Below are 24,425 nucleotides of genomic sequence, written 5' to 3'. Positions count from 1 at the left end.
AGTGACCGAACAGAGGAAAATAAAAGAGAAGCGGTCACTGATAGAGGCGATGAGTGCCCGAACAGAGGAAAATAAAAGAGAAGCGGTCACTGATAGAGGCAATGAGTGCCCGAACAGAGGAAAATCGAAGAGAAGCGGTCACTGATAGAGGCAAACAGTGACCGAGCATAAGAAAATCAAAGAGATTTGGTCACTGATAAAGGCGATGAACACCCCAATGGAGGATTGGTAAAGCCGTTTTACCAATCCTGATTTCTAACAATGAAGGAGGTCGTGGTTTATGAATCAACATATCTATCAGCTAATATCCTTTCTCCTTAACTATCCAACGGAAGAAATGATAGACATCTTACCAGAAATAGAAAGGGAAATAGAAGAACAGTCAAACAGTCAAATCACAGGAAATATCAAGCAGTTTATTCAACAATCAAAAGAGATGTCCTTAGACGATTGGATTACACACTATATTGAGCATTTTGATTTTGGAAGATTAACGAATCTCTATGTAACCTATTTGAAACTAGGTGAGCAACGTGAACGAGGTTTGGAATTACTTAAACTTAAAAAGTATTATGAGGCGCATGGGTTTGAAGTAACTGACAAAGAATTACCAGACTATCTTCCTGTTATTCTAGAATTCTGTGCGAATGTTTCCGTAGAGGCAAGTAATGAGCTGCTCTCCATGCATCAACAGGCTATTGGCGAAATTCATGGGAAATTACAAGAGAACAATAGTTATTACAGTTTATTATTTGATGCACTCTTTCTTTACATGGAAGAAAACGGAGTAACAGCTGTGGCTCTAGAAGAAGCCTAGGAGGGAGCTAAAATGGATTTATTACTGTGGGGGATCTTCCCTTATATCGTGTTAACTGTATTTATTGGCGGTCTTATTTATCGTTATCAAAAGGACCAATTCGGCTGGACGACAAAATCGAGTGAATTTCTTGAAAAAAAACAGTTAAGAATTGGTTCGCTTTTATTCCATGTGGGGATCATATTTGTATTCGGTGGTCATGTATTAGGTTTGATTATACCTGTTGAGTTTTATAATTCTCTGGGAATAAGCGAGCACACATACCATATTGTGGCCATTGCTTTTGGACTGCCAGCAGGTATTGCTGCATTTATTGGGATTATCTTGTTAACCTATCGTCGAATTAGTGTCAAACGGATTCTGGCTACAACGTCTGCGAGTGACTGGGTTTCCTTAATTTTTATCATCCTTGCCATTGGTTCAGGATTACTTGCAACTTCTTTTAATGTGGATGCACAAGGTTTTGATTACCGGACAACTATCGCACCATGGCTGCGGGGATTATTTATTTTTAATGTCCAGCCAGAGTTAATGGCAAGCGTTCCAATCTGGTTTAAAATCCATATTTATTGCACATTCTCTTTATATGCCGTTTGGCCATTTACAAGATTGGTCCATGCGTTTAGTTTCCCGATTAGATACCTAAGCAGGAGCTATGTGATTTACAAACGCAGGGCTGCAAGGTAAACCAACAGAAGAGAGTAGCTTTTAAACACTGGCTCTCTTCATTTATATGAGGAGAGTCATAATGAGTAAATGGTTTTATTTCAATATCATCCTATTAATACTTTCAGTTTGGCAAGTTGTAAATCACTTTTCTTTTCCAGCTTTAAGCACCCCTATTTTATTTGGGCTTATTGGCTTTTTATTATTTTTGTTTAATTGGACAAGGAACGCTGTATTTTCTACTATTCGCAACACTCCTGATCGAAAAATGAAAATTAAATTCGTGAACATATCGAAAAGAGTAATGCCCTTCCATCGCTGGACAGGAACTTTAGCATTGGTTTTTATTGTATTGCATGCTATTTCGATTCTTCATTTGTATGGGTTTTCCTTTCACAACAGCAAGATGGTAGCAGGCCTGCTTGCCCTCCTTAATTTAATCCTCATGGTGATAACAGGGTGGTGGAGATTGATAAAACCAACAGGAAAATTGAGAAGAACACATTTGCGATTGGGAATAGCATTGTTTTTCCTGATTGCAATCCATTTACTTTTATAGTTCGTGCCCAACAGAAAGGATGTGGAAGATTTGATAACGAATCTGGATTTGATTAGACAACAAACAGATGGAATACTTTCGCTTTGTATGAAAGTGAGGGAACAAATAATAAAAGATTCAACGAGTGGAATAAAAGAGAAAATTAAGGAAATGGAAGGACTTTTGGCTTCTAAAGGCGAATATAGCACCAAAGAGCGTTTTTTTATGTTAAGTACCGTGGCAAAGTATTACAGAAAAGCAAGTAACTATGATAAAGGCGGTAATTATAGTCGGCAAGCTATTCGTTTAACGAAGGATCTCGGTGACAATTATATTGAAATGGTGATTGACACGTACCTTGATTATGCTGCATTAGAGAGTGATTACGGACAGCTATCCAATGCAAGGATAGAGTTAGCTAAATTATTGGCATTGTTAGATTCTAAGAATTATCAGGATACCTATGCATATGGAGTTATTTTTAGCCATTTAGGAAAAGTTGCTCTTGCTGAAGAAAATATGGAAAGTGGCTTAACTCAGCTTGAGAAAGCATTAAGCTATTTTCAGAAGGCAGTTCCATTTACACATCCCATTATTGCTCAAACTATTGATACATTGTCCGATGCATATATCAAGGTGGAAAATTACACGAAAGCACTGGAATATTATCGGCAATTGTTAAAAGCATACCAAGAGGAAAAAGATAAAGAAACAACAGCACGAACATTACTAAAAATTGGTGAAATCCAATTTTATATTGATTTAAAGGACGCTCGAAAAACGCTTACACAGGCAATCAAGCATATGGATGATTTGTATCAGGGGAATCATTTAGATATTGCTAAAGCTGTTCTGATGCTTGCGGAAATAGATGAAAACATGAGTAACTTCCCTCGTGCTATCAATTATTATAAACAAGCGCTGGCGCAGCTAACGACTTTTTATGATGACACTCATTTTATGATTGTTTATGTCTACTCTAAAATAGGCACGATTTCGATGAAGATATTTAAATTAAACGAGGCGAAGAAATATTTAGAGAAGGGATTGGAATTAGCCACTCAATTTCCAAAGATCCGGCAGCAATATCTGTATGCACTTGGGAAGATTTATTCCGATGAAAAAAACTATGACAAAGCATTCATGATGTTCAAGGAGTTTCTGGCACGACTGGAACAAGAGGGGCGGAAAAAATCCATTGCTTATGGGAATACATTACAGGCTATTGCTTTTAATTATGTGCAGCAGGAAAAAATAGAAGATGCTTTTTCTTATTATAAGGAAGCACTAGCAATCTATGAAACGCTGCCTAGCTGCAAGGAAGAAAAAGGGCTAACCCTGATTCGCTTAGCATATTGTTATGAAAATAAAAAAGAGGAAGATGTAAAAAAAGCAGAAATCTGTTATGAGAAAGGGTTTAAAATCATTGAAAAAGTCCAGCAGCCGGAGTTAGTTGAAGAAGCATTGGCAGGTATCATAGAATTCTTTACAAGGAATCATAATCCGCAAAAGCGAAGGATTTATGAAGATAAATTTGTGAAGCTGCAAACGAAGAAAGCAACGGTTTAAAGCTGTAAGTTCTTCAAAGAAAGTGATATTTGTTACAGACCCGAACTATAAATAGTAGATATAATGTTCTTAGAAGGAGAGATGATCCGAATGACAGTACTAACAGATAAATTTGGTCGGCCAATGAAGGATCTTCGTATCTCTGTCATCGATCGTTGTAATTTTAGGTGTACGTATTGTATGCCAAAAGAAATCTTTGGCAGAGACTTTGCGTTCATGCCTAGAGAGCAACTATTAAGCTTTGAAGAAATAGAACGTATTGCAAAGCTATTTGTAGCATTAGGCGTAAAAAAAATCCGATTAACTGGTGGGGAACCTTTACTGAGGAGAGACTTGCCTGTATTAATTGAAAAGCTGGTGCGCATCGAAGGGTTAGAGGATATTGGGCTGACAACAAATGGGTCCTTGCTTTCTCACATGGCACAAAAACTGAAAGATGCAGGTCTAAAACGTGTCAATGTAAGTTTAGATGCACTGGATGAGACGTTATTTAAATCGATTAACGATAGTGGCGTGGGTCCAGACCGTATATTGAAAGGCATCCAAAAAGCGAAAGAAGCAGGCTTGGAAGTAAAAGTAAACATGGTCGTAAAAAAAGGAATGAATGATGGAGAAATTGTTCCAATGGCAGCCTATTTTAAGGAACAAGGAATTCAGTTAAGATATATTGAATTTATGGATGTTGGACAGTCAAATGGCTGGAACTTCAGCAAAGTGATAACGAAAAAGGAAATTTTCAAGGAGCTTTCGAAACATTTCAAAATGGAAGCTGTTGATCCTGCATACGTAGGTGAGGTAGCAAAACGTTATCGCTATAGTGGCACAAACACGGAAGTTGGGTTTATCACATCGGTATCCGAATCATTCTGTTCCAGTTGCACAAGGGCAAGGATTGCTGCAGATGGAAAAATGTACACCTGTCTGTTTGCAGGGAATGGTTTTGATTTCCGTGAACTGCTACGTTCTGAGAAAACAGATGACGAAATAAAAGAAGAAATTAGGAACATATGGAGTAGCCGGACCGATCGATATTCAGATGAGAGGACAGCAGAATCAGCTAAACATAAGAAGAAAATTGAGATGTCTTATATAGGTGGGTAGGAGAAAAAATGATGGGAAATCGATATTCACGACAAATGCTTTTTAAACCGATTGGTGAAGCTGGGCAAGAGAAGATACAAAACAAGCATGTACTCATTTTAGGCTGTGGTGCATTGGGATCTGCTAATGCGGAAAACCTAGTTCGTGCTGGAATAGGGAAGCTGACGATTATTGATCGAGATTATGTCGAATTAAGTAATTTACAAAGGCAGCAATTGTATACCGAAAAAGAGGTCACGGAGCAACTTCCAAAAGCAATGGCGGCTAAACAGCGCCTGCAGCAAATTAATTCTTCGGTTGTTATCGATGCTTATGTTATGGATGCCACACCAGTGACACTACTTCCTTTATTAAAAAATGTGGATATCCTAATCGATGCAACGGATAATTTTGAAACGCGATTTATCCTGAACGATTTAGCGCATAAAGAACAAATACCGTGGATTTATGGATCTTGTGTTGGAAGTACAGGCATGAGTTTTACGGTTTTGCCAGATGAGACCCCTTGCCTCGGTTGCTTAATGGATACGATGCCAGTCTCAGGAGCGACTTGTGACTCTGTTGGAATTATTTCACCAGCAGTCCAAATGGTTGTTGCCCATCAAACGGCAGAAGCCTTAAAACTGCTTGTTGGTGACAACAAAGCCTGCCGAACAAAGCTTGTGACATTTGATTTATGGAATAATCATTATCATATGATGAAAGTAGATCGTGCTAAAAAAGCAGATTGTCCGACATGTGGTGAAAATCCAAGCTATCCGCATTTAAACTATGAATCACGCACAAAATCGGAAGTGCTTTGTGGAAGGAATACGGTACAAATACGAACACCTCAGAAATTAAATCTAGATGAATTAGCACATCGATTGCAAAAAATCGCCCCAGTCAGACATAACCATTTTTTATTGTCATTGGAATACGAATCCTATCGTCTCGTTTTCTTCCAGGATGGCAGAACATTAATACACGGTACTGATTCGATCGAAAAAGCGAAAACAATTTACAATCAATTAGCAGGATGAAGGTGATGACACATGGTAGAAAGACGGAAACCGATTAAAGTAAATGAAGCCATTGAAAAGGTAATGGATTTTGCCCAGCATGGCAAGGGCGAATTCGTATCGATAGAGGAAAGTTATGGTCGTTTTCTTGCTGAAGATGTTATTGCAGATCACCATGTACCTCCATTTGACAGGTCTCCATATGATGGGTTTTCTGTAAAATCAGCGAACACAAAAATGGCTTCCGGTAAAAATGCTATATCATTTGAAGTCATTGGTGAAATTGGGGCAGGGAGTGTGTTTAACGAGCATGTTGGTGACAATGAAGCGGTTCGAATCATGACAGGGGCCCAAATTCCAAACGATTGTGATGCAGTAATCATGTTTGAGTCCGTGAAGGAATATATACAAGATGGAAAGGATTATTTCCAGTTAAAACGAAAATTAAATGCTGGTGACAATATTTCCTTTGCTGGTGAGGATACAACAAAAGGAACGGTGCTTGTCTCCAAAGGCACCTTTATAACCCCGGGAATTGTTGCCGTCTTAGCAACATTTGGCTATAAGAAAGTTCCGGTTAGTGTAAAACCTAAAATCGGTATCATTGCTACAGGCAGTGAATTATTAGGTGTCGATGAACCGTTAAGGCCTGGGAAAATCAGAAATAGTAATGCTTATATGGTATACGCTCAGGTTATTAGAGCGGGTGGCGAGCCAATTTATTTCGGCCAGTTCAATGATGATTTTGAAACTTGCTATCATAAAGTGAAGGAAAGCCTGGAAAAGGTAGATGTTTTAATTACAACAGGCGGGGTATCCGTTGGTGACTTTGATTTCTTGCCAGCAATTTATGACCAATTAGGAGCTGCTGTTTTATTTAATAAAATTGGTATGAGGCCAGGAAGTGTGACAACAGTTGCGGAGAACGACGGGAAATTATTGTTTGGTTTATCCGGAAATCCTTCTGCCTGCTATGTTGGATTTGAGCTTTACACAAGACCAATCATTCGTACATTTTTACAGACAAAAGCAGCTTTTTTAAAGAAAGAAGTAGCCATCCTTGGCGCAGATTTTCCAAAGCCGAATCCGTTTGACCGCTTTGTTCGTGGACATTTATCCTATGAAACTGGAAGGTTAGTAGCAACCCCGGTTGGCTTAGATAAATCAAATGTTGTTACTTCCTTAGCTGAAGCAAATATTCTTATTGTATTGCCTGGAGGCACAAGAGGGTATGAAACGGGCATGGAGGTTTCTATTATTCTCTTGGAAGATCAAGAAGGTACAACGTTTGAAAATTTTACGACAGCAGATGTGAATTCAAGAAGGAGCCAGCGCACCTATGAATGAATTATTTGAGATTGTTGAAGAACCTATTGAAGTAGAAGCTGTAATAAAAAAAGTAGAGCGCAGAGAAGCAGGTGCTATCACCACATTTATTGGAACTGTCAGAGAATGGACAAGAGGAAGAAGAACGGTTTATTTGAAGTATCAAGCCTACGTTCCGATGGCGGTAAAAATGCTTGCTAAAATTGGAGAGGAAATAAATGAGAAGTGGCCAAATACAGAAGTAGCTATTTCTCACCGAATTGGGCATTTAGATATTTCGGATATCGCGGTTGTTATCGCTGTTTCCTCACCACATCGCAAAGCTGCTTATGAAGCGAATGAATATGCAATTGAAAGAATTAAACAGATCGTTCCGATTTGGAAAAAAGAACATTGGGAAGATGGCGAGACCTGGATTGGTGATCAATTGGAAAAGGTTCCTTATCCCAATGGAAAACCAGATGTAAAGGATGAGAAGCATGATTAAGATTCTATTATTTGCCCATTTACAAGAAAAGGCAGGAAGCGATCAATTAACGATAGACAAAGAGCAAACGACGATTCGTGATTTAAAAAATATCCTTAAAGAGACGTATCAGCTTATTGAATTAGATCAAGTCATGACAGCAGTAAATGAAGAATATGTAATGGATGATGAAATTGCTAAAGCTGGTGATACGGTTGCTTTTATTCCACCAGTAAGTGGTGGGTAATAGAAAATACAGCATAAATGGTGAAGGAGAAACATGAATGGAAATCATTCAAATCGTTGGCTTTAAAAATAGTGGGAAAACGACACTCGCTTCCAAAATGATAGCGATGTTAAGTGAATCGGGGCATACTGTGGCATCTCTTAAACACCATGGTCATGGTGGTGCTCCGATCGGATTAGAAAATACGGACAGCGCAAAACATAAGCAAGCAGGCGCTGTCATCTCAGGGGTTGAAGGGGAAGGAATCTTACAGCTTTCAGCTGCATCTTGGGATGTTGAACAATTAATCGCTATTTATCAACTGATGGGTGTCGATGTGCTTGTTATGGAAGGTTTTAAAAAAGAACCTTTTCCAAAAGTAGTTCTTATTAATCGAGAAGAAGATTTTTCGTTGCTGGAACAAGTAAAAAATATCCAAGCAGTAATCACCTCCTTATCATTCGACACCCCGGTGATGTATCCTGTTTTTAAAACGTCAAAGATAGATGAATTTTATGAATGGATGAAACGAAATTTTTTAAAAAGATAGGTTAAGGATATCTAAATTCTTGTGTTCTAGATCGTTTTCAAGGGCTAGAATATGACAGAGGGTTAGAAATCACCCGAGAAACAAGCAGTCAGGGTAGATAAGAGTGAAAAGTATAAGCGATCAACCGAGAGAGCATACCACGATTGGGAAGAAAAAGGCTGCGAAAGATAATCATCATTTTAGAGAAAAAATCCCTCATCTACAAGATGAAGGACTAAGAGCATCATAGCTTAATTAGAGCAAGGTTTACTTGCCATATTCAAGCTGCAAAGCTGAGATATTAAAATATTTCCTAATTAATATTGCATATATCAACCGGACAATTTTCACATCCAATTTGTTCGCGTAAATAGTCAATATCCTTAATGAGTATTTTGCCAGACTTATCAATGGAAATGACGTTGAGCTTTCTAAGTTCGACAAGCATACGATTGACACTTTCTCTCGTGGCTGCAATAAACTTAGCCAATTCTTGATTTGTTAAGGTTAAATTAATTAAAATGCCATCAACCTGCTTCGTTCCGTAGCTATTGGATAAACGGATGAGTGTCGAATACAGTGCACCTTTTTTTCCATTTAACAATAAATCTCTTATTTTAGACTGGAATTTACGCATGTGGTTACTCGTCCATTTCATAAATTCAAAGGTTAGTTGGCTATTCGTCATTAAAGCTTTTTCCAGTTGATTTTTATTAATAACAAATACTTCTCCAGCTTGTAAAACCTTTGCGCTAAGTAAATATTTGGGATGATCACTAAACAGAGTTAACTCACCAATGATATCGTTATCCTTACAAATTCTTAAAATCATTTCTTTTCCATCTGCTGTTAATTTAGAAACTTGTACAAGTCCTGATTTAATAATATAAATATCATGTGCATCTGCACCTTCGTGAAATAGGAAGGTGTCTTGATTCATTTCTTTAAGCGTACTGATTGAATCCATCAATGTTCTCAGTTCAGGAGAAATCGTATCTTCGTTCTGACGTGCACTTAATAATAAACTTGTTCGCATATCAGTAGCCTCCTTGTTGAATGCAAACCATATCATATCTATTTTACCATTAGAGATGATGTAAGCGTGGTTACAACATTGTGAAATTTGTACAAACTTCTATTACAAAGGAGTTTTTAATGTGAATGAAAAAATAGCAGGCATTATATTAGCAGGTGGAAAGTCGATGAGGTTTGGGCAACCAAAGGCCTTTGCGACGAAGGATGGAAAAGCATTTTATCAACATTCAATGGATGCTTTAACCCCAATAGTGGAAAAAATGGTTATGGTGACAAGTCCTGAACTGAAGCATCGTTTCCAGTCCAGTGAAACAAAAATGACGATTATTCAGGATAGGGAGGAATATCAGGGACATGGACCATTAGCAGGTATTTTGACTGCTATGGAACAAATGAAAGCCGAATGGTATCTTGTTATTCCGATTGATGTTCCGTTTATGAATCAATCTATATTTAGAACACTAATGAAGCATATGGATCAAGACGTTGACGCTATTATCCCAATCGCTAAAGGAAAACTCCAGCCCCTGATTGCTATTTATCGTAATTCAGTCAAGGGATTAATTAAGTACCAATTAGACCACGAGCATCGCTCATTAAGAAAGCTTTTGGATAAATGTAATGTAAAGTATGTAGATATGGAAGAAGAACAGTCTTTTATAAATATTAATCATCAGGCAGATTATCAAAAATGGGTAAAAAAGCAAGAGGATAAATAAATAGGGAAGTGAGCGGAATGTTAGTGAATCATAAAAAAGATGCTGCACACAATATTTCGATTGCAGTTATTACAGTCAGTGATACACGAACAAAGGATACAGATAAAAGCGGCAAAAAGATTATGGAACTATTAAAGGAAGCAAACCATCAAGTTTCTTTGTATAAAATCATCCCGGATGAGCGGGAGCAAATTCGTATGACAGTTGAAAAGGCTATTTATAGTAATAGAATTGATGCTGTAATTGTAAATGGCGGAACTGGTATATCCTATCGTGATGTCACGATTGAGTCAATTGAACCTTTATTTGACAAGCATCTCCCAGGATTTGGAGAGCTTTTTCGCTATTTGAGCTATCAATATGATATTGGTACTGCCAGTATTTTATCCCGAGCAACCTGTGGGGTTGCCAATCATCGCTTGATTTTTTCCATTCCTGGTTCAACAGGTGCTGTAACATTAGCAATGGAGCGTTTGATTTTGCCTGAAATCGGACATATGGTGAAGGAAATTAAGAAGGATTTAGGATGAGACAGATGAAAAAAATGACGATTATATTGACTTTATTATTCCTGTTAGTTTTAGCTGGTTGTGCCAATGATTCAGAATCTGAAAAGACTGCAGAATTAACGGTTTCTGCTGCAGCTAGCATGACCGATAGTTTATTGGAAGTTAAGGAAGCCTTTGAAAAAGAGCATCCTGCAATTAAGATTTCTTATAATTTTGGAGGATCTGGAGCACTAAGAAAGCAAATCGAACAGGGGGCACCAATTGATTTATTTTTTTCTGCTTCGAAAACAGATTATGATAAACTAGTGAAGCAGGATATGGTACAAGATGGAACTGCTATCTTTCAAAATGAGCTTGTACTTATCAAATCGAATCAAACGGATTTAAATTCTAGAGATGATTTAATGCAGCAAGGTGGAAGTATAGCAGTCGGTACACCTGATGCAGTTCCAGCGGGTACATACGCAAAAGAGGTATTGGAAAATATAGGTGTTTGGGAAGAACTGCAAGACAGACAAATGCTTGTATTTACAAAAGATGTTAGTCAAGTTGTTACATTAGTGAGCCAAGGAGCGGTTGACGTTGGTATTGTCTATGCTAGTGATGTAATTGCTCGGGATGATGTGACAGTAATTGATCGATTTGACCCGAGTCTTCACGCTACGATTGAATATTATGCAGCAATTATTGAAAGTGAAGAACAACAATCTGAGGTTATGCAAGCACGCGAAGCCTTTTATCAGTATGTGTTAGAGAATGAGGCAAAAGATATTTTCCGTAAATACGGCTTTCTAATCATGGAGTAGGTGAATTCAAATGGAATGGTCATGGCATCCAGTTCAATTATCTTTTTATGTTTCCACCATTGCAACGGTCTTTACCTTTTTATTGGCAGTTGTTTTAGCGTATTGGATGGTTCGAAAAGAGCGAAAAATAAATGCAGTCCTTGAAACAATCTTTTTTTTGCCGCTAGTTCTTCCTCCAACCGTCATTGGATTTCTGCTTATTATTATATTTGGAAAAAACAGCTGGATTGGACAAGCGGTAGAAAGTGTAACTGGAAATAGTATTTTATTTACATCAACTGCTGCAATAATCGCAGCAATGACAGTTGCGTTTCCTTTAATGTATCAATCCATTAAAACAGGTTTTCTATCTGTTGACACGAATATTATTGGCGCGGCACAAGTTGATGGCGCAACAGAGTGGATGGCTCTGGTGAAGGTAGTCATTCCCCTAAGTATCCGTTCGATATTAACAGGAGTTGTTCTTGGGTTCACCCGTGGATTGGGTGAGTTTGGTGCGACGCTAATGTTTGCTGGAAACATCCCAGGGAAAACACAGACGATTCCAACGGCAATTTATTTGGCAATTGAAACAGATGCAACAACAATTGCTTGGTATTATGTATTAATAAGTATTGGTTTTTCCTTTGTCTTATTATTCGTAATTAACCGTATGCGTACGGATGTATAAAACGAAGCCTTAATGGAGGAGAATCGGTAGTAATACCGATTCTAAGACTCACCCCTTTTAAAATCACCGCTTTTCCCGCCACTTTTTTCCAACAAATAAGTTTGACCGATAATCATGCCTTTATCAACTGCTTTACACATATCGTAAACTGTAAGTGCAGTTACGGATGCCGCAGTCAGTGCTTCCATTTCAACTCCAGTGGCACCCACCGTTTTTACTTCCGCATCAATAATAAGTTCATACACCTTGTCTTCAAGTGCATTCCATTCGAAGGATAAATCCACTCCACTGATTGGAATAGGATGGCACATTGGTATGAGGCTTGAGGTTTGTTTGGCAGCCATGATACCAGCGACTTGCGCAACCGATAGGACATCTCCTTTTTTATTCTTTTGCTCGGTAATATTCTCATAAACTTCTTGTTTCATTTGCACACTGGATCGTGCAATTGCTTTACGAGCAGATTCCTCTTTGGCAGAGATATCCACCATTTTTGCTCGTCCATGTTCATTAAAGTGTGTAAAGTTTGTCATTTTAGTCACCTGACTTTAGGATATTTTTAACGCTGTTCACAAGAAATTAGTTGTTATATGATAGATAGTGATATCAATCTTATAAGTCTTCTACTGTAATCAGTTTAAAGCAAGTATCCAGTAAATTCAATGGACGGCAAAATCTAAAAAGCAGCAGTATGGTAAGAGGTGATTTGATGAAGGAAAAAGTAAAGTCGCATGCTGTTAAAAATTCTCTTTTAGAGGATCTTAAATTATTGGTTAAATTTAGTGTGTTGGTTGCTAATTTTTTACCTGTTCTTGCAGGATATATTTTAGCATTACATTTTACGGGGCAGGATTTTCAGTGGCTGGATTTTGTGCTTGTAAGCTTCGGTTCCACACTTGTTATGGCAGGAGCATTAATATTAAATAATTGGTATGACACGGATATTGATTCTGTTATGGATCGCACGAAAAAACGGCCAACCGTTACGGGAAGCTTTACATTAAAACAAGTGCTGACGATTGGGATTGTAACGACCGTATTCGGATTTATAATGCTCGTTTTTATCAATCTGGAAACAACGTTGTATGCCTTTATTGGTTGGTTTACGTATGTATTTTTATATACGATATGGTCCAAACGCAGATACACCTTAAATACGGTCATCGGCAGTGTTTCAGGGGCGGTAACACCATTGATTGGCTGGGCTGCAGTCGATCATGCAATACATATCGTTCCACTAACGCTGTTTCTTTTACTATTCATTTGGCAAATACCGCACACATTTGCAATCGCCATGAAAAAATGTGAAGAATACCGGGCAGCTGGAGTTCCTATGCTACCAGTTGTTTATGGTTTTACGATGACAAAAAGACAGATGTTTATTTATATTGCTGCATTATTACCGCTTCCGCTTTTTTTAACAACTTTAGGAACGGTGTTTGTTGTGATTGCAATGCTTCTTAATACTGGTTGGATTGTGCTTGCCATCGCTGGATTTTTTGTGAAAGATGATTTGAAATGGGCACATTGGAATTTTCTCTATTCGGTTAACTATCTAATGATTATTTTCTTATTAGGCATGGTAACTACACTTCCTATGTTTCGGTAATAAGCTTTAATAAACTTTCTCTTTTACATTGTATATTGAGCTAGTCAAGATTCGTAACTAGCTCAATTTTTTACTTCAGAATCACCTCCATCAAAATCTCCTTAATCATTCTTCTCGGCAAATAAGAAAGTATAAAACTTACCAATTTGCATAAATGCAACTAAGGCATTCGCCTAAAAGCTTGCACTCCAAAGTATAAGGGCTTCTAAGAAAGCAAAGAACGCTTTCGTAAGAATCCCTTTAACGAATGCCAAGTTTTCTAAAAATTTTCTCTGAATATGAAACTTTTCTCCAAGACACTCGTATATTAATAAAGCGTTTATTTTTAAGATATCGCTTTATTAGTCTGAAAGATTGTTAGATAATAAAATTAACATAAAAAATGGAGGAGAATGTGGAATGGAGATTTTAAGAAGGTTCAGGGACATTATGTCAAGTAATATCAATGCATTGTTGGATAAGGCCGAAAATCCGGAGAAGATGATTGATCAGTACTTACGAGATTTGAATCGAGATTTAGGAAAAGTAAAATCTGAAACTGCATCCATTATGGCAGCTGAAAAACGGGCACAACGTGAACTTGAGGAGTGTCAGTCAGATATCGTAAATATGCAGAAATACGCTGTTAAAGCATTAGAAGCAGGAAATGAAGATGATGCAAGAAAGTTCCTTGGGAAGAAAGCAGAGCTTACAGCGAAAGAAGCAGATTTGAGAACCTCCCATGAGCTAGCTTCTGCAAACGCCCTGCAGATGAGACAAATGCATGATAAGCTTGTTTCAGATATTGGCGAGCTTGAAGCAAGAAAGAATATTTTAAAAGGAAAAGCAGCTGTTGCAAGATCACAGAAGAAAGTAAATGAATTTGCTACTTCAATGGGCGGAGCAAATCGCTCGATGTCAGCCTTTGATCGAATGGAGGCAAAAATCAATCAGTCACTTGATGAAGCAAATGCGATGGCAGAGCTGAACAAAGGAACTGGTGAAGATATCAATGATCTAACTGCTAAATATGATTCGAATGCTCAAGTTGAGAATGAACTTTCTGCATTAAAGGCACAGCTAAATGTTGATGATGAACTGGAAGAGTTGAAATCACAATTACATGGTCAAGAACCAGTACAAAGTGAAGAACAGCTTCAAAACAAAAAGGAACAAGTAAAAACTGAAGAACAATAAATTGCAGGCTACAGTATAAACTGTAGCCTGCCTATACATCGGAAGGAGGGGATAACATTGGTTATTCATTATAAATGTCCGAACTGCGGATCTGATATGGAGTTTGATGCTGTATCGGGAATGTTATCCTGTGGTAGCTGTGGAAGAAAAGATAATATTGAAGACTTCTCTGAGGAATTTATCACCACAACATTTTCTGAAGATGAAGCGAAGCAGTATAATTGTAATAACTGTGGAGCAGTTATCATTACAGAAGCAGACACTACAGCAACCAATTGCAGTTTCTGTGGAGCGGGTGTCGTTCTTGGAGATCGACTTTCAGGTGATTTGGCCCCAGCAAAGGTTATTCCCTTTACAATCAGTAAGGAAGAAGCAATGGCTGCATTCCGTAAATGGTGTCGCAACGGTCGTCTGACGCCTAAAGGATTTATGACGGCGGATCGAGTTAAGGGAATTACCGGACTATATGTCCCATTTTGGTTGTATGATTTAGATAGTAAAGCAGATGTAAAAGCTGTCGGAACAAGGGTGAGGACGTATACGCGGGGAAATTACATCTATACGGAGAAGAAATTTTATGATGTGTACCGTGATATTGATTTAAGCTATGTAAAAGTACCTGTAGACGCGTCTGAAAAGCTGGATGATACGTTAATGGATAAATTAGAACCATATGATTATCAAAAGTTTAAAGATTTCAAGACCCCATATCTTGCTGGGTACATTGCAGAAAAATATAATTTTAGTGATGAAGAATTGTTCTCTCGGGTAAAAACAAAAGTGCAGCCCTACATAGACTCCTATATTCGTTCAACCATCAGTGGATATTCTTCGGTAAATTATAAAAGTAAAAATATCCGTACGAAAAAAACAAAAGCACATTATGTTCTTTTACCTGTTTGGATGGTTTATTATGATTTTGATAAGCAAGAGCATACCTTTGCGATGAACGGTCAGACAGGAAAGATAGTTGGGAAACCACCAATTAGTCTAGGGAAAGTAGCTAGCTGGTTTGGTGGAATCGCTGCAGCTGCATTCGTCACCTTGAAAATTATCTCCTATGCTATTGGAGGTGTTCTTTGGTGAGCAGACGCTTTCTTACATTATCAATTTTATTTACGAGTTTATTTATTTTCACATCATTTTCATTACAAGTAGTGGAAGCAAGTTCGAAACAATATATTTATGATTCAGCTGAACTTTTATCAGAAGAACAAGTCATGGAATTGGAAGGTAGCATAAAAGAATTTGGTGAAAAACAAGAAACCGATTTTATTATTCATACTACGAATGATACAAGTGGAAAAAGTATCAAAACGTATATGGGTGATTTTTATGATGAACATGCTTTCGGCTATGACCAACCTAAAGGGAATACGATTTTGTTAACTGTAAGCGTGGATCCAACTAAGAGAGAGGTTTTTCTGGCAGGGTTCAAGAGGGGGGAGGAGTACTTAGATAATGAAAGAATCGAGCTAGTACTTGATAAGATTACTCCCCATCTTTCGGATAAGAATTTTTATCAGGCATTCCAACAAGCAATAAGTACGTCTAATGATTATATGGAGTATAGACCTGGAGTAAATCCAGAAAGTGTACTGTTAAAAACGTGGTTTCAACTCGTGGTTGCTCTAGCTGTTGGTGGTATTATAGTTGGTACCATGGTTTATAATTCTGGAGGGCGCGTCACAGTTACCTCCCGCACGTATTTTAACGAGAACAATACAAGAGTAAACAGCAAAAGGGATATGTTTGTTAATAAAACCGTTACGAAACGTCGAAAGCCTTCCAATAATAATAAAAGTAGAGGTGGAAGAGGTGGTGGCGGAGGAATTACCGGAGGAGGTAGTTCATTTAGTGGCGGTGGCCGCAGTTTTTAATTAAGTTTTATAAAGTAAGTTTAGAGAAAGGAATGATCAAATGTCTTTTTTTAGAAGTCAGCTCTCAGATGTAGTGGAATGGGAAGAATTTAGAGATGATATGATTTTTTGGAAATGGAGCAATCGTGAAATAAAAAAGGGCAGTAAGCTTATTATTCGCCCTGGTCAGGATGCTATCTTTTTAAATAGTGGTCGAATTGAAGGAATTTTTGAAGATGATGGAGATTATGATATTGAATCCCAAATTATTCCTTTTCTATCTACGTTAAAAGGGTTTAAATTTGGTTTTAATAGTGGCATGCGTGTGGAAGTACTATTCGTCAATACGAAAGAGTTCACCGTTAAATGGGGAACGAAAAATGCAATTAATATCCCTACCCCCACACTTCCAGGAGGCATCCCGATTCGAGCAAATGGGACGTTCAACTTTAAAGTAAATGATTATATGGCTTTGATTGATAAGATTGCTGGTGTGAAGCAAAGCTATCTGGTTGAAGATATAAAAATAAGAATTACGGCAATCCTTGATCAGCTTCTGATGAAATGGATAACGCGAGAAGGAAAGGACATCTTCAACCTGCAGGCGAATGCATTTGAGATTTCACAAGGAATCAAAGAAGACCTTGACATGCAGATTATGGATAACGGCATGAGAATTACCGGATTCAATATTATGAGCTTTAATTATCCGAAAGAAGTGCAGGACATGGTTACGAAAAGCGCCTCTCACGGAATGGTTGGCGATGTAGCGAAGTATCAGCAAATAAAAATGACAGATGGAATGGCTTCTGGTAAGGTTTCTGGATCTGGTACAGCCTCTGATATGGCTGGGATGATGATGGGAATGAATATGGCAAATCAAATGATGCAAAACATGAATCAGAATACAGGGCAGCAGTCCGGGCAGCAGCAACAGCCAAATCAAAGCAACAATTTCAATCAGAATAACCAATCAAATTCATCTAATCAACAAGACTCCAGCAATAAGCAAATACCTAATTTCTGTCCGAATTGCGGACAAAAAACAACTGGAACAAACTTCTGTCCGAACTGTGGGCATAAGTTTATCTAAAATTAGAAGCAAGGGACATTCTCTTGCTTCTTTTGAATTTCGTTTGTATCAAACTTTTCAATCATATACGCCCTTACTTTCCACATGAACTGTAACCGAAATCTCGTTAAGACTATCCATTGAAAGTTGATAATTGTTGACTTCTTCAAGAGTCATCCCGTTACGAAATAACCAATGCTTTAAATTATATACATCAATATCCTTATCTACACTAGCTTGAAATGTCTGCATAATATCATCTTTAACTTGCTGCGAGATTATTTTTTCTATTTGTTCTGAAGACATCTTTTCCTCGAGATCTGCAACATGTCCTCTCATTTTTAACTGGAATTGAAACATTGCCTCTTCCCCATCATTTACTTGTTTTATGGTTGCCTTTGGACTTGTAATTTGCACTACTCCTATGTGCTCACCATCCACGATAATATCAACCGGTGTATTTTTGACTTTAGCATCCATCCATCTTAGACCTATTAGTTCTTCATAGGACATCCATTCCGTAAGTTTACCTTGGTCTATAGGGAAGCTCCCATTTATTCTTAATGTTTCTTTTTGATCTTCTTTTGCAGCTATCTCCTGCCAAGCATGTGTATCAATCGATATAGAAGGGAGCAGAGCGGTGCCACCGGGCTCATTATATGTTGAAATAAACCGATGCATCCGCAAAGGCTTAATATAGGAATATACGTTATAAATTTGCTCGGGCTGAAATAAAATTGTGTAGATTGGTGGTAAATGGAAGAATCCAGAAACGCCAAATATTTTCTCAATGGATTCCTTTGTTCCGTATACCCAAGGTGTGTATCGAAACTCTCCATTTCTTCGGATTGCTTGATCAACCTTTTTGATGCCTTGTTCTAAGACTGATTCTGAATAAATAATAGATCCAACCTGCCCCCAATTAATGGGTGCTTGAGCAGTTTTATATAAATTATTCATTGCTTCATTAAAGGTTTTTCCTGAACTTTGTCCGACAAACAATGGTGCATCTGCAGATTGTTTCGCTCCCTCTTGTTTGGCTACATTGGAAAAGTCCATCATTTGCACATAAAGTACATAGTTTTCATCAACAAAATCGATTCCAATAGCGGTAGCGAAATTAACTTCCCCAATTTCCTTTTCATCCCAGCACCCGCTTAATAGGAGTAATAGTATAATCCCTAACGATAAAGCATGACATACCTTCAATTTATTTGTCCTCCTGCCTATCATCGTCCTCTGTTTTGAGAATTTTAGCACGTTCATCTTGCTGTACAACAGGAATCTTTAAAAGTGATTTAGCAAAATCTCCTTTAACAAATGGAGAGACAGGACTTAAATATGGAATTCCAAATGACTCAAGCTTTGCTAAATAGCCTACGATTAAAAATAGACTAAGGAAAAATCCATACATCCCCAGCACGCTCGCACAAAGGATAGAAAAGATTCGTAAAATCGTTACCGTTCCAAATAATGATTGATTACCTAAGGTAAACGTTGCAACGGCGGTAATGGAAGAAATCACTAGCATCGTAGGAGATGTCAAACCAGCTCGAATAGCAGCATCACCCACAATTAATCCACCTACTACAGCAACAGTCTGTCCGACAGCCTTAGGCAATCGGACACCTGCTTCACGAAAGAGCTCAAAAAGACCAATCATTAATAATAATTCAACAGTAGTGTTAAACGGGATTCCTAAGCGTGAAGCTCCAATTGTTGCAAGTAGTGAAAAAGGGATTTGATCTACATTATATGCAGATAAGGCAACCCAAAATGCTGGGAGGAAAATAGATATTCCCAATCCGATCACCCGAAGAAGAATTTCAAATGAAGCATAATAAAATGGCATATGTGTATCCTCTGACGACTTTAATAGATATCCTAAATTAGCAGGTCCCACAATGACGTTAGGAACATTATCGATAAATATTGCAAATCGTCCACGTACCAAACCGCTGACAACGCCATCAGGACGAGAAACACTTTTTAGTAATGGAAATATGGAGTAACGGGAATCTGTTAATAGCTCTGCTAATTGATTGTCACTGTTTAAAGCGTCTAAATCAATGTTATTTAATCGTGCAGTTACCTCATTAATTATCTCTTTACTTTGGATATCCGTCATATAAACGAGACTAACTTTTGTATTACTGCGTTTTCCAATTGTAAATGACTTTGTAACGAAGGAATCTGTTTTCAGCCGTTTACGAACTAATGCGATATTGGAGCTAATATCCTCGATAAAAGCATCGCGAGGTCCCTTCACGGAGACTTCCGTAGTCGATTCCTCAGGAGACCTTTTTGGAGGACTAGATGTATTAAAAAAGTATACTGTTTTTGCTATTACAATGGCTGTGTACCCATTAAAAATCATATCTTTTATAGAGTTCTTAAAAGAAGGGTTGTCCGGATTCCAAGGGATTGAAATTGAATCACTTAATTCATTAAGGTCATTAGTATGGTGGCATTTTCGAATTTCCGGAAGGATGCTTTCTACTAATAAATCACTATTAATTAGGCCTTCGCAATAGGTAATGACAATTTCTTTATTTTTTTTTTCACGTGTTAACGGATATCTTTGAACTTTTATATCAGAAGAGTGTTGAAATAGATGTTTAAAATATGTTTCTTTTAATGCTGCATTATTATTTTTCATCTGTTTCCATTCCATTCTTTGAAGTTTTGATAAGCAGTGTTAAAAATAGAATCATGACTACGGCAAAAGCGCCAGTTCCTGGATAAAAATAGTCTTTTAAAAATAAGGAAAAATGTTCATCTGATATAGGAGCTAAAACTAGCATTAAATAAAGGATACAAATGACAGCTTGAGCGATAATTCGCTGTTTCTTTTTTTTGAATGGGAAAGCTCGTGTGATTAAATACAAAATAAGAGCTAAACGAATAAATGATCCAGACAGCCATTGATAAATAGATAAAAAGTCGACATGATTAAAGTACTGACCAATATTAAGGATTCGCCATTGCAGAAATGCTGGATAGCGAAGTCTTCCAGCCTCATCCGCTCCAAAAACAGCAATACTTCCTATTAGTGGTCCTAATGTTAAAATGAACAGAAAAAAGGAAAGCAGTAAAATGTGCTTGAATGTTACTCTTCTTGCGATTTCATGCTGGATCATAATTAGCAGAAATATTTCTAGTAATGAACCAAAAACAAATATAGAGCCGTTTATGATATTGACCCAGCCATTTTCAACAAGTACAGGTGTAATGAGTGAGTAATTTTTATTCGGTATCGTACCAATCGTGACAAGCAAACCAAATAAAACGACAAATGGAAGTAGGACACCAGCACATATGGCAATAACATTTAATTTTCCATAAGAAATATATAGTGAGGTTGCAAGAATGGAAATCCCCACGACAAGCATAGGAGTATCTTGCAAATAGGTCTCATGCGTCCAGGTAACGGTTTCTTTTAATGTAATAAACCCAGTGATAAATAGGAAAATACTAATGAGAACGGCAATTATACGACGAAATGCTATATTATAATTTGTTTCAAGCCATTCAAAAATGGATATGCTTTTGAAGTGTTTTGTAACATATACCATTAAAAGAAGGATTGGGATACTAATAAAATATCCAACGAAAACACTGATCCAAGCATCACGTCCAGCAGCATCGATTAGTAAAGGGATGACTAGTACATGATTGCTCAGACCAGTACTGATTAGGAAAATAAAAAAGAACTGGGAAACGCTAATAGGATTTTTCATGATACCTCCGCGGAATGGTGTACTTATCATATATTGTGTAAAGAAAATCTTTCGTTATGCATGCGTTATATGAAGAAGTTCTGTTAATTGAAGTTAGATGGAGGGAGAGGTATAAATTAGTGTAAATAAGCGGCTGCAATATATAGTTCGTTTCCAAATCCATGGATTTAGCTGAAGAAGTTTGAGGGTGGGGAGGTACGATGCTCTTCAAACTTTAACCAGCTGAAAAATAGCGATATCGTAAATAGGGTGATGTCTGGGGGACAGAAAAGCTATTCAACCCTCCGAATTGGCCAAATCAAAACACGCTTGCATGAAGCGTAATGAAATAGTTGTATTTCACCATTATCATCAAAAGGGAAGGGTAACATAGTATTCTTTTCAATTATGACTTCTGCGTCATGAACTTCCAATGGTGTATGATGAATATCACCTCTGAAAAGCACCCCGTATTTGTATGTCCATAAGGCATAGCGTTCGAGCAGCCAGTTACTAAGACTGTGTTTTTCCGGATAATAGGGCTTGGAAATAGGCTGGTAACTTCCATTAAAACTATATTCAGAATGACTTTTTCGATTGGATTCAAAATAAAAAAGATCTTTCTGTTTTTTCATTTTCATATTTGCGTGAAAATACGGTAACGTAATCATTCTGGCACCAAGAACCGGAAGCAGTTTATCAGCATCCAAGCTAAAAAAGTAAACACCTGATGTTCCTTCTCGCTTTACATATGTTCGAACATTTAATTCTAAATACGCGCTTAAATAAGGAATGGCTGGCATATTGCGCAGACGCATTCCAGTTACCTTGAATGGAATAATACTAATCCATGCCATTCCGTCGTACGTATCTAATTCCAATCCTTCTGGAAGGTGGTCTTTGATTGCGTCTTTAGAGAATGGCAGGTGAATGAAAAGCAAATGATGCCACCGCTGTGTCAAAATCCAAGATCGATTAGGGAGCGGGAACTCCCGATGCTTTGTGCTTTTTAAAATAGCTTGATACAAATTTGTCACTTCCCCCAACATAATCTTAAGTTTAGTATGCGAAGGTGAGTATTCTTCATACAGGTTTAATAAGAAGAAGTAATTTGTTAAGATGGTACTATTACATGGCTGAAGTTTTTCATAATCGATAACCCAACTTGTTTAAGCAATAGAACTTGAAAAATTTACCTTAAGCTTGGTTTAATAAAAAATTTAATTCTATTCTATGAATCTGAAAAGGAATACACATGTAGGAGGAGAGTGGCATGTATTTCCTTGTGAATTATAAGTCTATTAATAAATTAGGAATGGTAAATCTACCAAAAAAATGGCGTGCTGCATTAGGATTTCAGGATGGGGAGCGCGTAGAAATACGAATGTTAAGAAACGAAATATGGATATTTCATGGAACGAATGAAAATTACGAGAACCAGCGCTTTATATCTTCAAGAGGGATGGTTAATATACCAGCCGAATTTAGAAGAATATTGGAAATTGATACAGACACAGAGCTTTGTATGTATGCAGAAGTGACACAAAATGCATTTATTATTAAGCCGTATTCTTAACATGAAATTGTTGCCCTATCTGCTTTGGTAGGGCTTTGTTTATCTTAATGTTATAGGAAACGTAGAACATATACCTCATCATAAAAAAATGGCTATCCTGCCGTTACTGGGAGGACAAGGCATTCATAAGCTATGGTGAGGAGGTGTTACCAATGTTTGAAGTCTATGATGTTGCTTTGATCGCTCTTATTGTAGGTCTAGTAGAGATTTTAAAAACTGCTGGTCTGCCTAAGAGGTGGCTTCCTATTGCGTCTGTCCTATTCGGTTTAGCTGGAGGTATCTTTTATGTGAGCCCTGGCGATTTGAAAAGCGGTATAATAATCGGACTGATATTGGGGCTTTCTGCAAGCGGACTATATTCTGGGAGTAAAAATATAGTTGTAAGGAAAAAATAACCTCCAATGAATATGAAGGCATTCGCCAATTCTTCTGGCGAATGCCTTTATTCATGCATAGGAAACTATAAAATTTGAATGCTGTGGATAACTTAGTTACCTAAACGGCTACGTCCAGCTCCAGCGCCCAGCGACTAGCGAGACTTCCCTCACCTCCGTACGATAAGTCAACATCGGCTCCCTGCGGTCGCCGTGTTTCCTTTATCTCCTCCGTAGGAATGTTCGACAAGTCGAACCACCCCAAAGTACGGGGCGCAGTCCGTACGTCGCTAACCGGGCGCTTGCGCTTTTGTTCATGAATTTATTGCCTTCCTTTATTCACTGACATTGCCCTCTGCAGGAATCGGATTATCCGCTAGAATCCTTGCTAGGTGTACAAGGTTATGGCTGGCAATTTGTGCATTTTTTTGGGTGAATTCATTGTTTTGTCCCTCTGCCTCAATATAGGAAGCTCCTGGACCTGCCTCACCGACCCAATAAGATAGAGGGTTAGGTGGTAAGGAGAAACCAAAGTGCCCTAAGCTAAAGAGAATATCTCTAGCTGCATGTTTGGCACCATCCTCATTTCCGGTTACCACGGCTCCGGCTACTTTATTGTAGTAGATCGGTTGGCCTTTATCGTTCGTTTCTGAACCCGATCCACTAATTCGTTCCATGACCATTTTAGCCACACTGCTCTTTTCACCAATCCATAAAGGTGTGCCAACGAGCAGGATATCTGCCTCTTTTATCTTATCTGCTATTACTGGCCACTCATCACCATTCCCCATATCTCCTTCAACACCGAACGCTATGTTGTAATCAGCCACCCGAATGGTCTCTGTAACTACTTTCTTTTGATTGAAGACATCGATGAATTCTTGTAACAAAGCGTTTGTATTGGAAACTTCATCAGATGATTTTAGAGAACAATTTAAGATAATTGCTTTCACAAAAACACTCCTTTTTTATGCTGTATAGTGTCTTTTCCCTATTTCAGCAGGATCTAATCCTATTGCCTGGTATCCCCAGATGTATAGAAAAATACTGATTTGGGAAAAA

General features: G+C 37.8%; 29 protein-coding genes. 21 read left to right on the top strand and 8 right to left on the bottom strand.

Going from position 1 to position 24,425, the window contains the following annotated elements:
* Positions 1-280 precede the first annotated feature (280 nt).
* The 10 genes from narJ (at position 281) to mobB (ending at position 8,260) form a co-directional block, all read left to right on the top strand.
* Positions 281-817 carry a nitrate reductase molybdenum cofactor assembly chaperone gene (narJ, locus tag NYE61_RS09470; protein WP_095314300.1) on the top strand — a complete coding sequence of 179 codons (537 nt, stop codon included), beginning with the start codon at positions 281-283 and terminating at the stop codon, positions 815-817.
* Positions 818-829: 12 nt separating this feature from the next.
* A complete protein-coding gene (gene narI, locus NYE61_RS09465) occupies positions 830-1,504 on the top strand; it encodes a respiratory nitrate reductase subunit gamma (protein ID WP_118889948.1) in 675 nt (224 codons plus the stop codon).
* Between the two features lie 61 nt (positions 1,505-1,565).
* Positions 1,566-2,042, top strand: a complete 477-nt coding sequence (locus NYE61_RS09460; RefSeq protein ID WP_095314296.1) for a hypothetical protein — start codon at positions 1,566-1,568, stop codon at positions 2,040-2,042.
* Positions 2,043-2,072: 30 nt separating this feature from the next.
* Complete coding sequence (locus NYE61_RS09455; protein ID WP_303447862.1) at positions 2,073-3,590, top strand: tetratricopeptide repeat protein; 1,518 nt, start codon at positions 2,073-2,075, stop codon at positions 3,588-3,590.
* A 90-nt stretch (positions 3,591-3,680) separates the two neighbouring features.
* The gene (gene moaA / locus NYE61_RS09450) at positions 3,681-4,691 is read left to right on the top strand and encodes a GTP 3',8-cyclase MoaA (protein ID WP_303447861.1); all 1,011 of its coding nucleotides are present in this window, start codon (positions 3,681-3,683) and stop codon (positions 4,689-4,691) included.
* A gap of 11 nt (positions 4,692-4,702) precedes the next feature.
* Positions 4,703-5,713 (top strand): MoeB/ThiF family adenylyltransferase, encoded by a 1,011-nt coding sequence (locus tag NYE61_RS09445; RefSeq protein ID WP_303447860.1) that lies wholly within the window; start codon positions 4,703-4,705, stop codon positions 5,711-5,713.
* 12 nt (positions 5,714-5,725) lie between these two features.
* A complete protein-coding gene (gene glp / locus NYE61_RS09440) occupies positions 5,726-7,039 on the top strand; it encodes a gephyrin-like molybdotransferase Glp (protein WP_303447859.1) in 1,314 nt (437 codons plus the stop codon).
* Positions 7,032-7,505 (top strand): molybdenum cofactor biosynthesis protein MoaE, encoded by a 474-nt coding sequence (locus NYE61_RS09435; RefSeq protein WP_095314286.1) that lies wholly within the window; start codon positions 7,032-7,034, stop codon positions 7,503-7,505. Before glp ends, NYE61_RS09435 begins: the two co-directional genes overlap by 8 nt.
* Entirely contained in the window at positions 7,498-7,731 is a 234-nt protein-coding gene (gene moaD, locus NYE61_RS09430) for a molybdopterin converting factor subunit 1 (protein ID WP_095314284.1), read from the top strand. The genes NYE61_RS09435 and moaD overlap by 8 nt, the downstream gene beginning before the upstream one ends.
* A 37-nt stretch (positions 7,732-7,768) precedes the next feature.
* Positions 7,769-8,260: a molybdopterin-guanine dinucleotide biosynthesis protein B gene (gene mobB, locus NYE61_RS09425; protein ID WP_118889947.1), complete on the top strand. Its 492-nt coding sequence runs from the start codon at positions 7,769-7,771 to the stop codon at positions 8,258-8,260.
* Between the two features lie 292 nt (positions 8,261-8,552).
* On the opposite strand, the gene NYE61_RS09420 is transcribed toward mobB, so the two are convergent.
* Positions 8,553-9,275: a Crp/Fnr family transcriptional regulator gene (locus tag NYE61_RS09420; RefSeq protein ID WP_095314281.1), complete on the bottom strand. Its 723-nt coding sequence runs from the start codon at positions 9,273-9,275 to the stop codon at positions 8,553-8,555.
* Positions 9,276-9,396: 121 nt separating this feature from the next.
* Here NYE61_RS09420 and NYE61_RS09415 point away from each other — a divergent pair, with 121 nt between their 5' ends.
* From NYE61_RS09415 to modB, 4 genes are read left to right on the top strand one after another with little or no spacing between them, the layout of a single operon-like run.
* A complete protein-coding gene (locus NYE61_RS09415) occupies positions 9,397-9,993 on the top strand; it encodes a molybdenum cofactor guanylyltransferase (RefSeq protein ID WP_095314279.1) in 597 nt (198 codons plus the stop codon).
* A gap of 17 nt (positions 9,994-10,010) precedes the next feature.
* Positions 10,011-10,523 carry a MogA/MoaB family molybdenum cofactor biosynthesis protein gene (locus tag NYE61_RS09410; RefSeq protein WP_095314278.1) on the top strand — a complete coding sequence of 171 codons (513 nt, stop codon included), beginning with the start codon at positions 10,011-10,013 and terminating at the stop codon, positions 10,521-10,523.
* A complete protein-coding gene (modA, locus tag NYE61_RS09405; RefSeq protein ID WP_303447856.1) occupies positions 10,520-11,308 on the top strand; it encodes a molybdate ABC transporter substrate-binding protein in 789 nt (262 codons plus the stop codon). The genes NYE61_RS09410 and modA overlap by 4 nt, the downstream gene beginning before the upstream one ends.
* 10 nt (positions 11,309-11,318) lie before the next feature.
* Complete coding sequence (gene modB / locus NYE61_RS09400) at positions 11,319-11,978, top strand: molybdate ABC transporter permease subunit (protein ID WP_095314274.1); 660 nt, start codon at positions 11,319-11,321, stop codon at positions 11,976-11,978.
* A 41-nt stretch (positions 11,979-12,019) separates the two neighbouring features.
* Here modB and moaC read toward each other — a convergent pair whose 3' ends face one another.
* Positions 12,020-12,511 carry a cyclic pyranopterin monophosphate synthase MoaC gene (gene moaC, locus NYE61_RS09395; RefSeq protein WP_303447855.1) on the bottom strand — a complete coding sequence of 164 codons (492 nt, stop codon included), beginning with the start codon at positions 12,509-12,511 and terminating at the stop codon, positions 12,020-12,022.
* Between the two features lie 176 nt (positions 12,512-12,687).
* Between moaC and cyoE the strand changes: the two genes are divergently transcribed.
* From cyoE to NYE61_RS09370, 5 genes are all read left to right on the top strand, one after another.
* Positions 12,688-13,587: a heme o synthase gene (cyoE, locus tag NYE61_RS09390; RefSeq protein WP_251659538.1), complete on the top strand. Its 900-nt coding sequence runs from the start codon at positions 12,688-12,690 to the stop codon at positions 13,585-13,587.
* Positions 13,588-13,986: 399 nt separating this feature from the next.
* Positions 13,987-14,763 (top strand): PspA/IM30 family protein, encoded by a 777-nt coding sequence (locus NYE61_RS09385; RefSeq protein ID WP_303447853.1) that lies wholly within the window; start codon positions 13,987-13,989, stop codon positions 14,761-14,763.
* Between the two features lie 57 nt (positions 14,764-14,820).
* Positions 14,821-15,849 carry a TFIIB-type zinc ribbon-containing protein gene (locus NYE61_RS09380; RefSeq protein WP_303447852.1) on the top strand — a complete coding sequence of 343 codons (1,029 nt, stop codon included), beginning with the start codon at positions 14,821-14,823 and terminating at the stop codon, positions 15,847-15,849.
* Entirely contained in the window at positions 15,846-16,643 is a 798-nt protein-coding gene (locus tag NYE61_RS09375; RefSeq protein ID WP_303447850.1) for a TPM domain-containing protein, read from the top strand. The genes NYE61_RS09380 and NYE61_RS09375 overlap by 4 nt, the downstream gene beginning before the upstream one ends.
* Before the next feature lie 40 nt (positions 16,644-16,683).
* Positions 16,684-17,715 (top strand): SPFH domain-containing protein, encoded by a 1,032-nt coding sequence (locus tag NYE61_RS09370; protein ID WP_095314266.1) that lies wholly within the window; start codon positions 16,684-16,686, stop codon positions 17,713-17,715.
* 57 nt (positions 17,716-17,772) lie between these two features.
* On the opposite strand, the gene NYE61_RS09365 is transcribed toward NYE61_RS09370, so the two are convergent.
* From NYE61_RS09365 to NYE61_RS09350, 4 genes are all read right to left on the bottom strand, one after another.
* Entirely contained in the window at positions 17,773-18,903 is a 1,131-nt protein-coding gene (locus tag NYE61_RS09365) for a Ger(x)C family spore germination protein (protein WP_158586279.1), read from the bottom strand.
* A gap of 1 nt (position 18,904) precedes the next feature.
* On the bottom strand, positions 18,905-20,353 hold the full coding sequence (locus tag NYE61_RS09360; protein WP_303447847.1) for a spore germination protein: 1,449 nt from the start codon (positions 20,351-20,353) through the stop codon (positions 18,905-18,907).
* Positions 20,343-21,434, bottom strand: coding sequence for an endospore germination permease (locus NYE61_RS09355; protein ID WP_303447846.1), 1,092 nt, complete (start codon positions 21,432-21,434; stop codon positions 20,343-20,345). The genes NYE61_RS09360 and NYE61_RS09355 overlap by 11 nt, the downstream gene beginning before the upstream one ends.
* Before the next feature lie 272 nt (positions 21,435-21,706).
* Positions 21,707-22,375: a DUF2071 domain-containing protein gene (locus NYE61_RS09350; protein ID WP_339317359.1), complete on the bottom strand. Its 669-nt coding sequence runs from the start codon at positions 22,373-22,375 to the stop codon at positions 21,707-21,709.
* Positions 22,376-22,686: 311 nt separating this feature from the next.
* Here NYE61_RS09350 and NYE61_RS09345 point away from each other — a divergent pair, with 311 nt between their 5' ends.
* Both NYE61_RS09345 and NYE61_RS09340 read left to right on the top strand, forming a co-directional pair.
* Positions 22,687-22,989, top strand: coding sequence for a hypothetical protein (locus NYE61_RS09345; RefSeq protein ID WP_095314260.1), 303 nt, complete (start codon positions 22,687-22,689; stop codon positions 22,987-22,989).
* Between the two features lie 152 nt (positions 22,990-23,141).
* A complete protein-coding gene (locus tag NYE61_RS09340; protein WP_095314259.1) occupies positions 23,142-23,384 on the top strand; it encodes a hypothetical protein in 243 nt (80 codons plus the stop codon).
* Positions 23,385-23,484: 100 nt separating this feature from the next.
* On the opposite strand, the gene NYE61_RS09335 is transcribed toward NYE61_RS09340, so the two are convergent.
* Positions 23,485-23,613: a hypothetical protein gene (locus NYE61_RS09335; protein ID WP_303447843.1), complete on the bottom strand. Its 129-nt coding sequence runs from the start codon at positions 23,611-23,613 to the stop codon at positions 23,485-23,487.
* Between the two features lie 85 nt (positions 23,614-23,698).
* Positions 23,699-24,316 (bottom strand): flavodoxin family protein, encoded by a 618-nt coding sequence (locus NYE61_RS09330; RefSeq protein ID WP_118889942.1) that lies wholly within the window; start codon positions 24,314-24,316, stop codon positions 23,699-23,701.
* Between the last annotated feature and the right edge of the window lie 109 nt (positions 24,317-24,425).

The organism is Oceanobacillus sp. FSL W7-1304, assembly GCF_037969805.1.
Taxonomy (GTDB): Bacteria; Bacillota; Bacilli; order Bacillales; family Amphibacillaceae; genus Oceanobacillus; species Oceanobacillus profundus.
The sequence above is the reverse complement of the archived record's forward strand: the minus strand, read 5'-3'. Positions and strand labels throughout refer to the sequence as shown.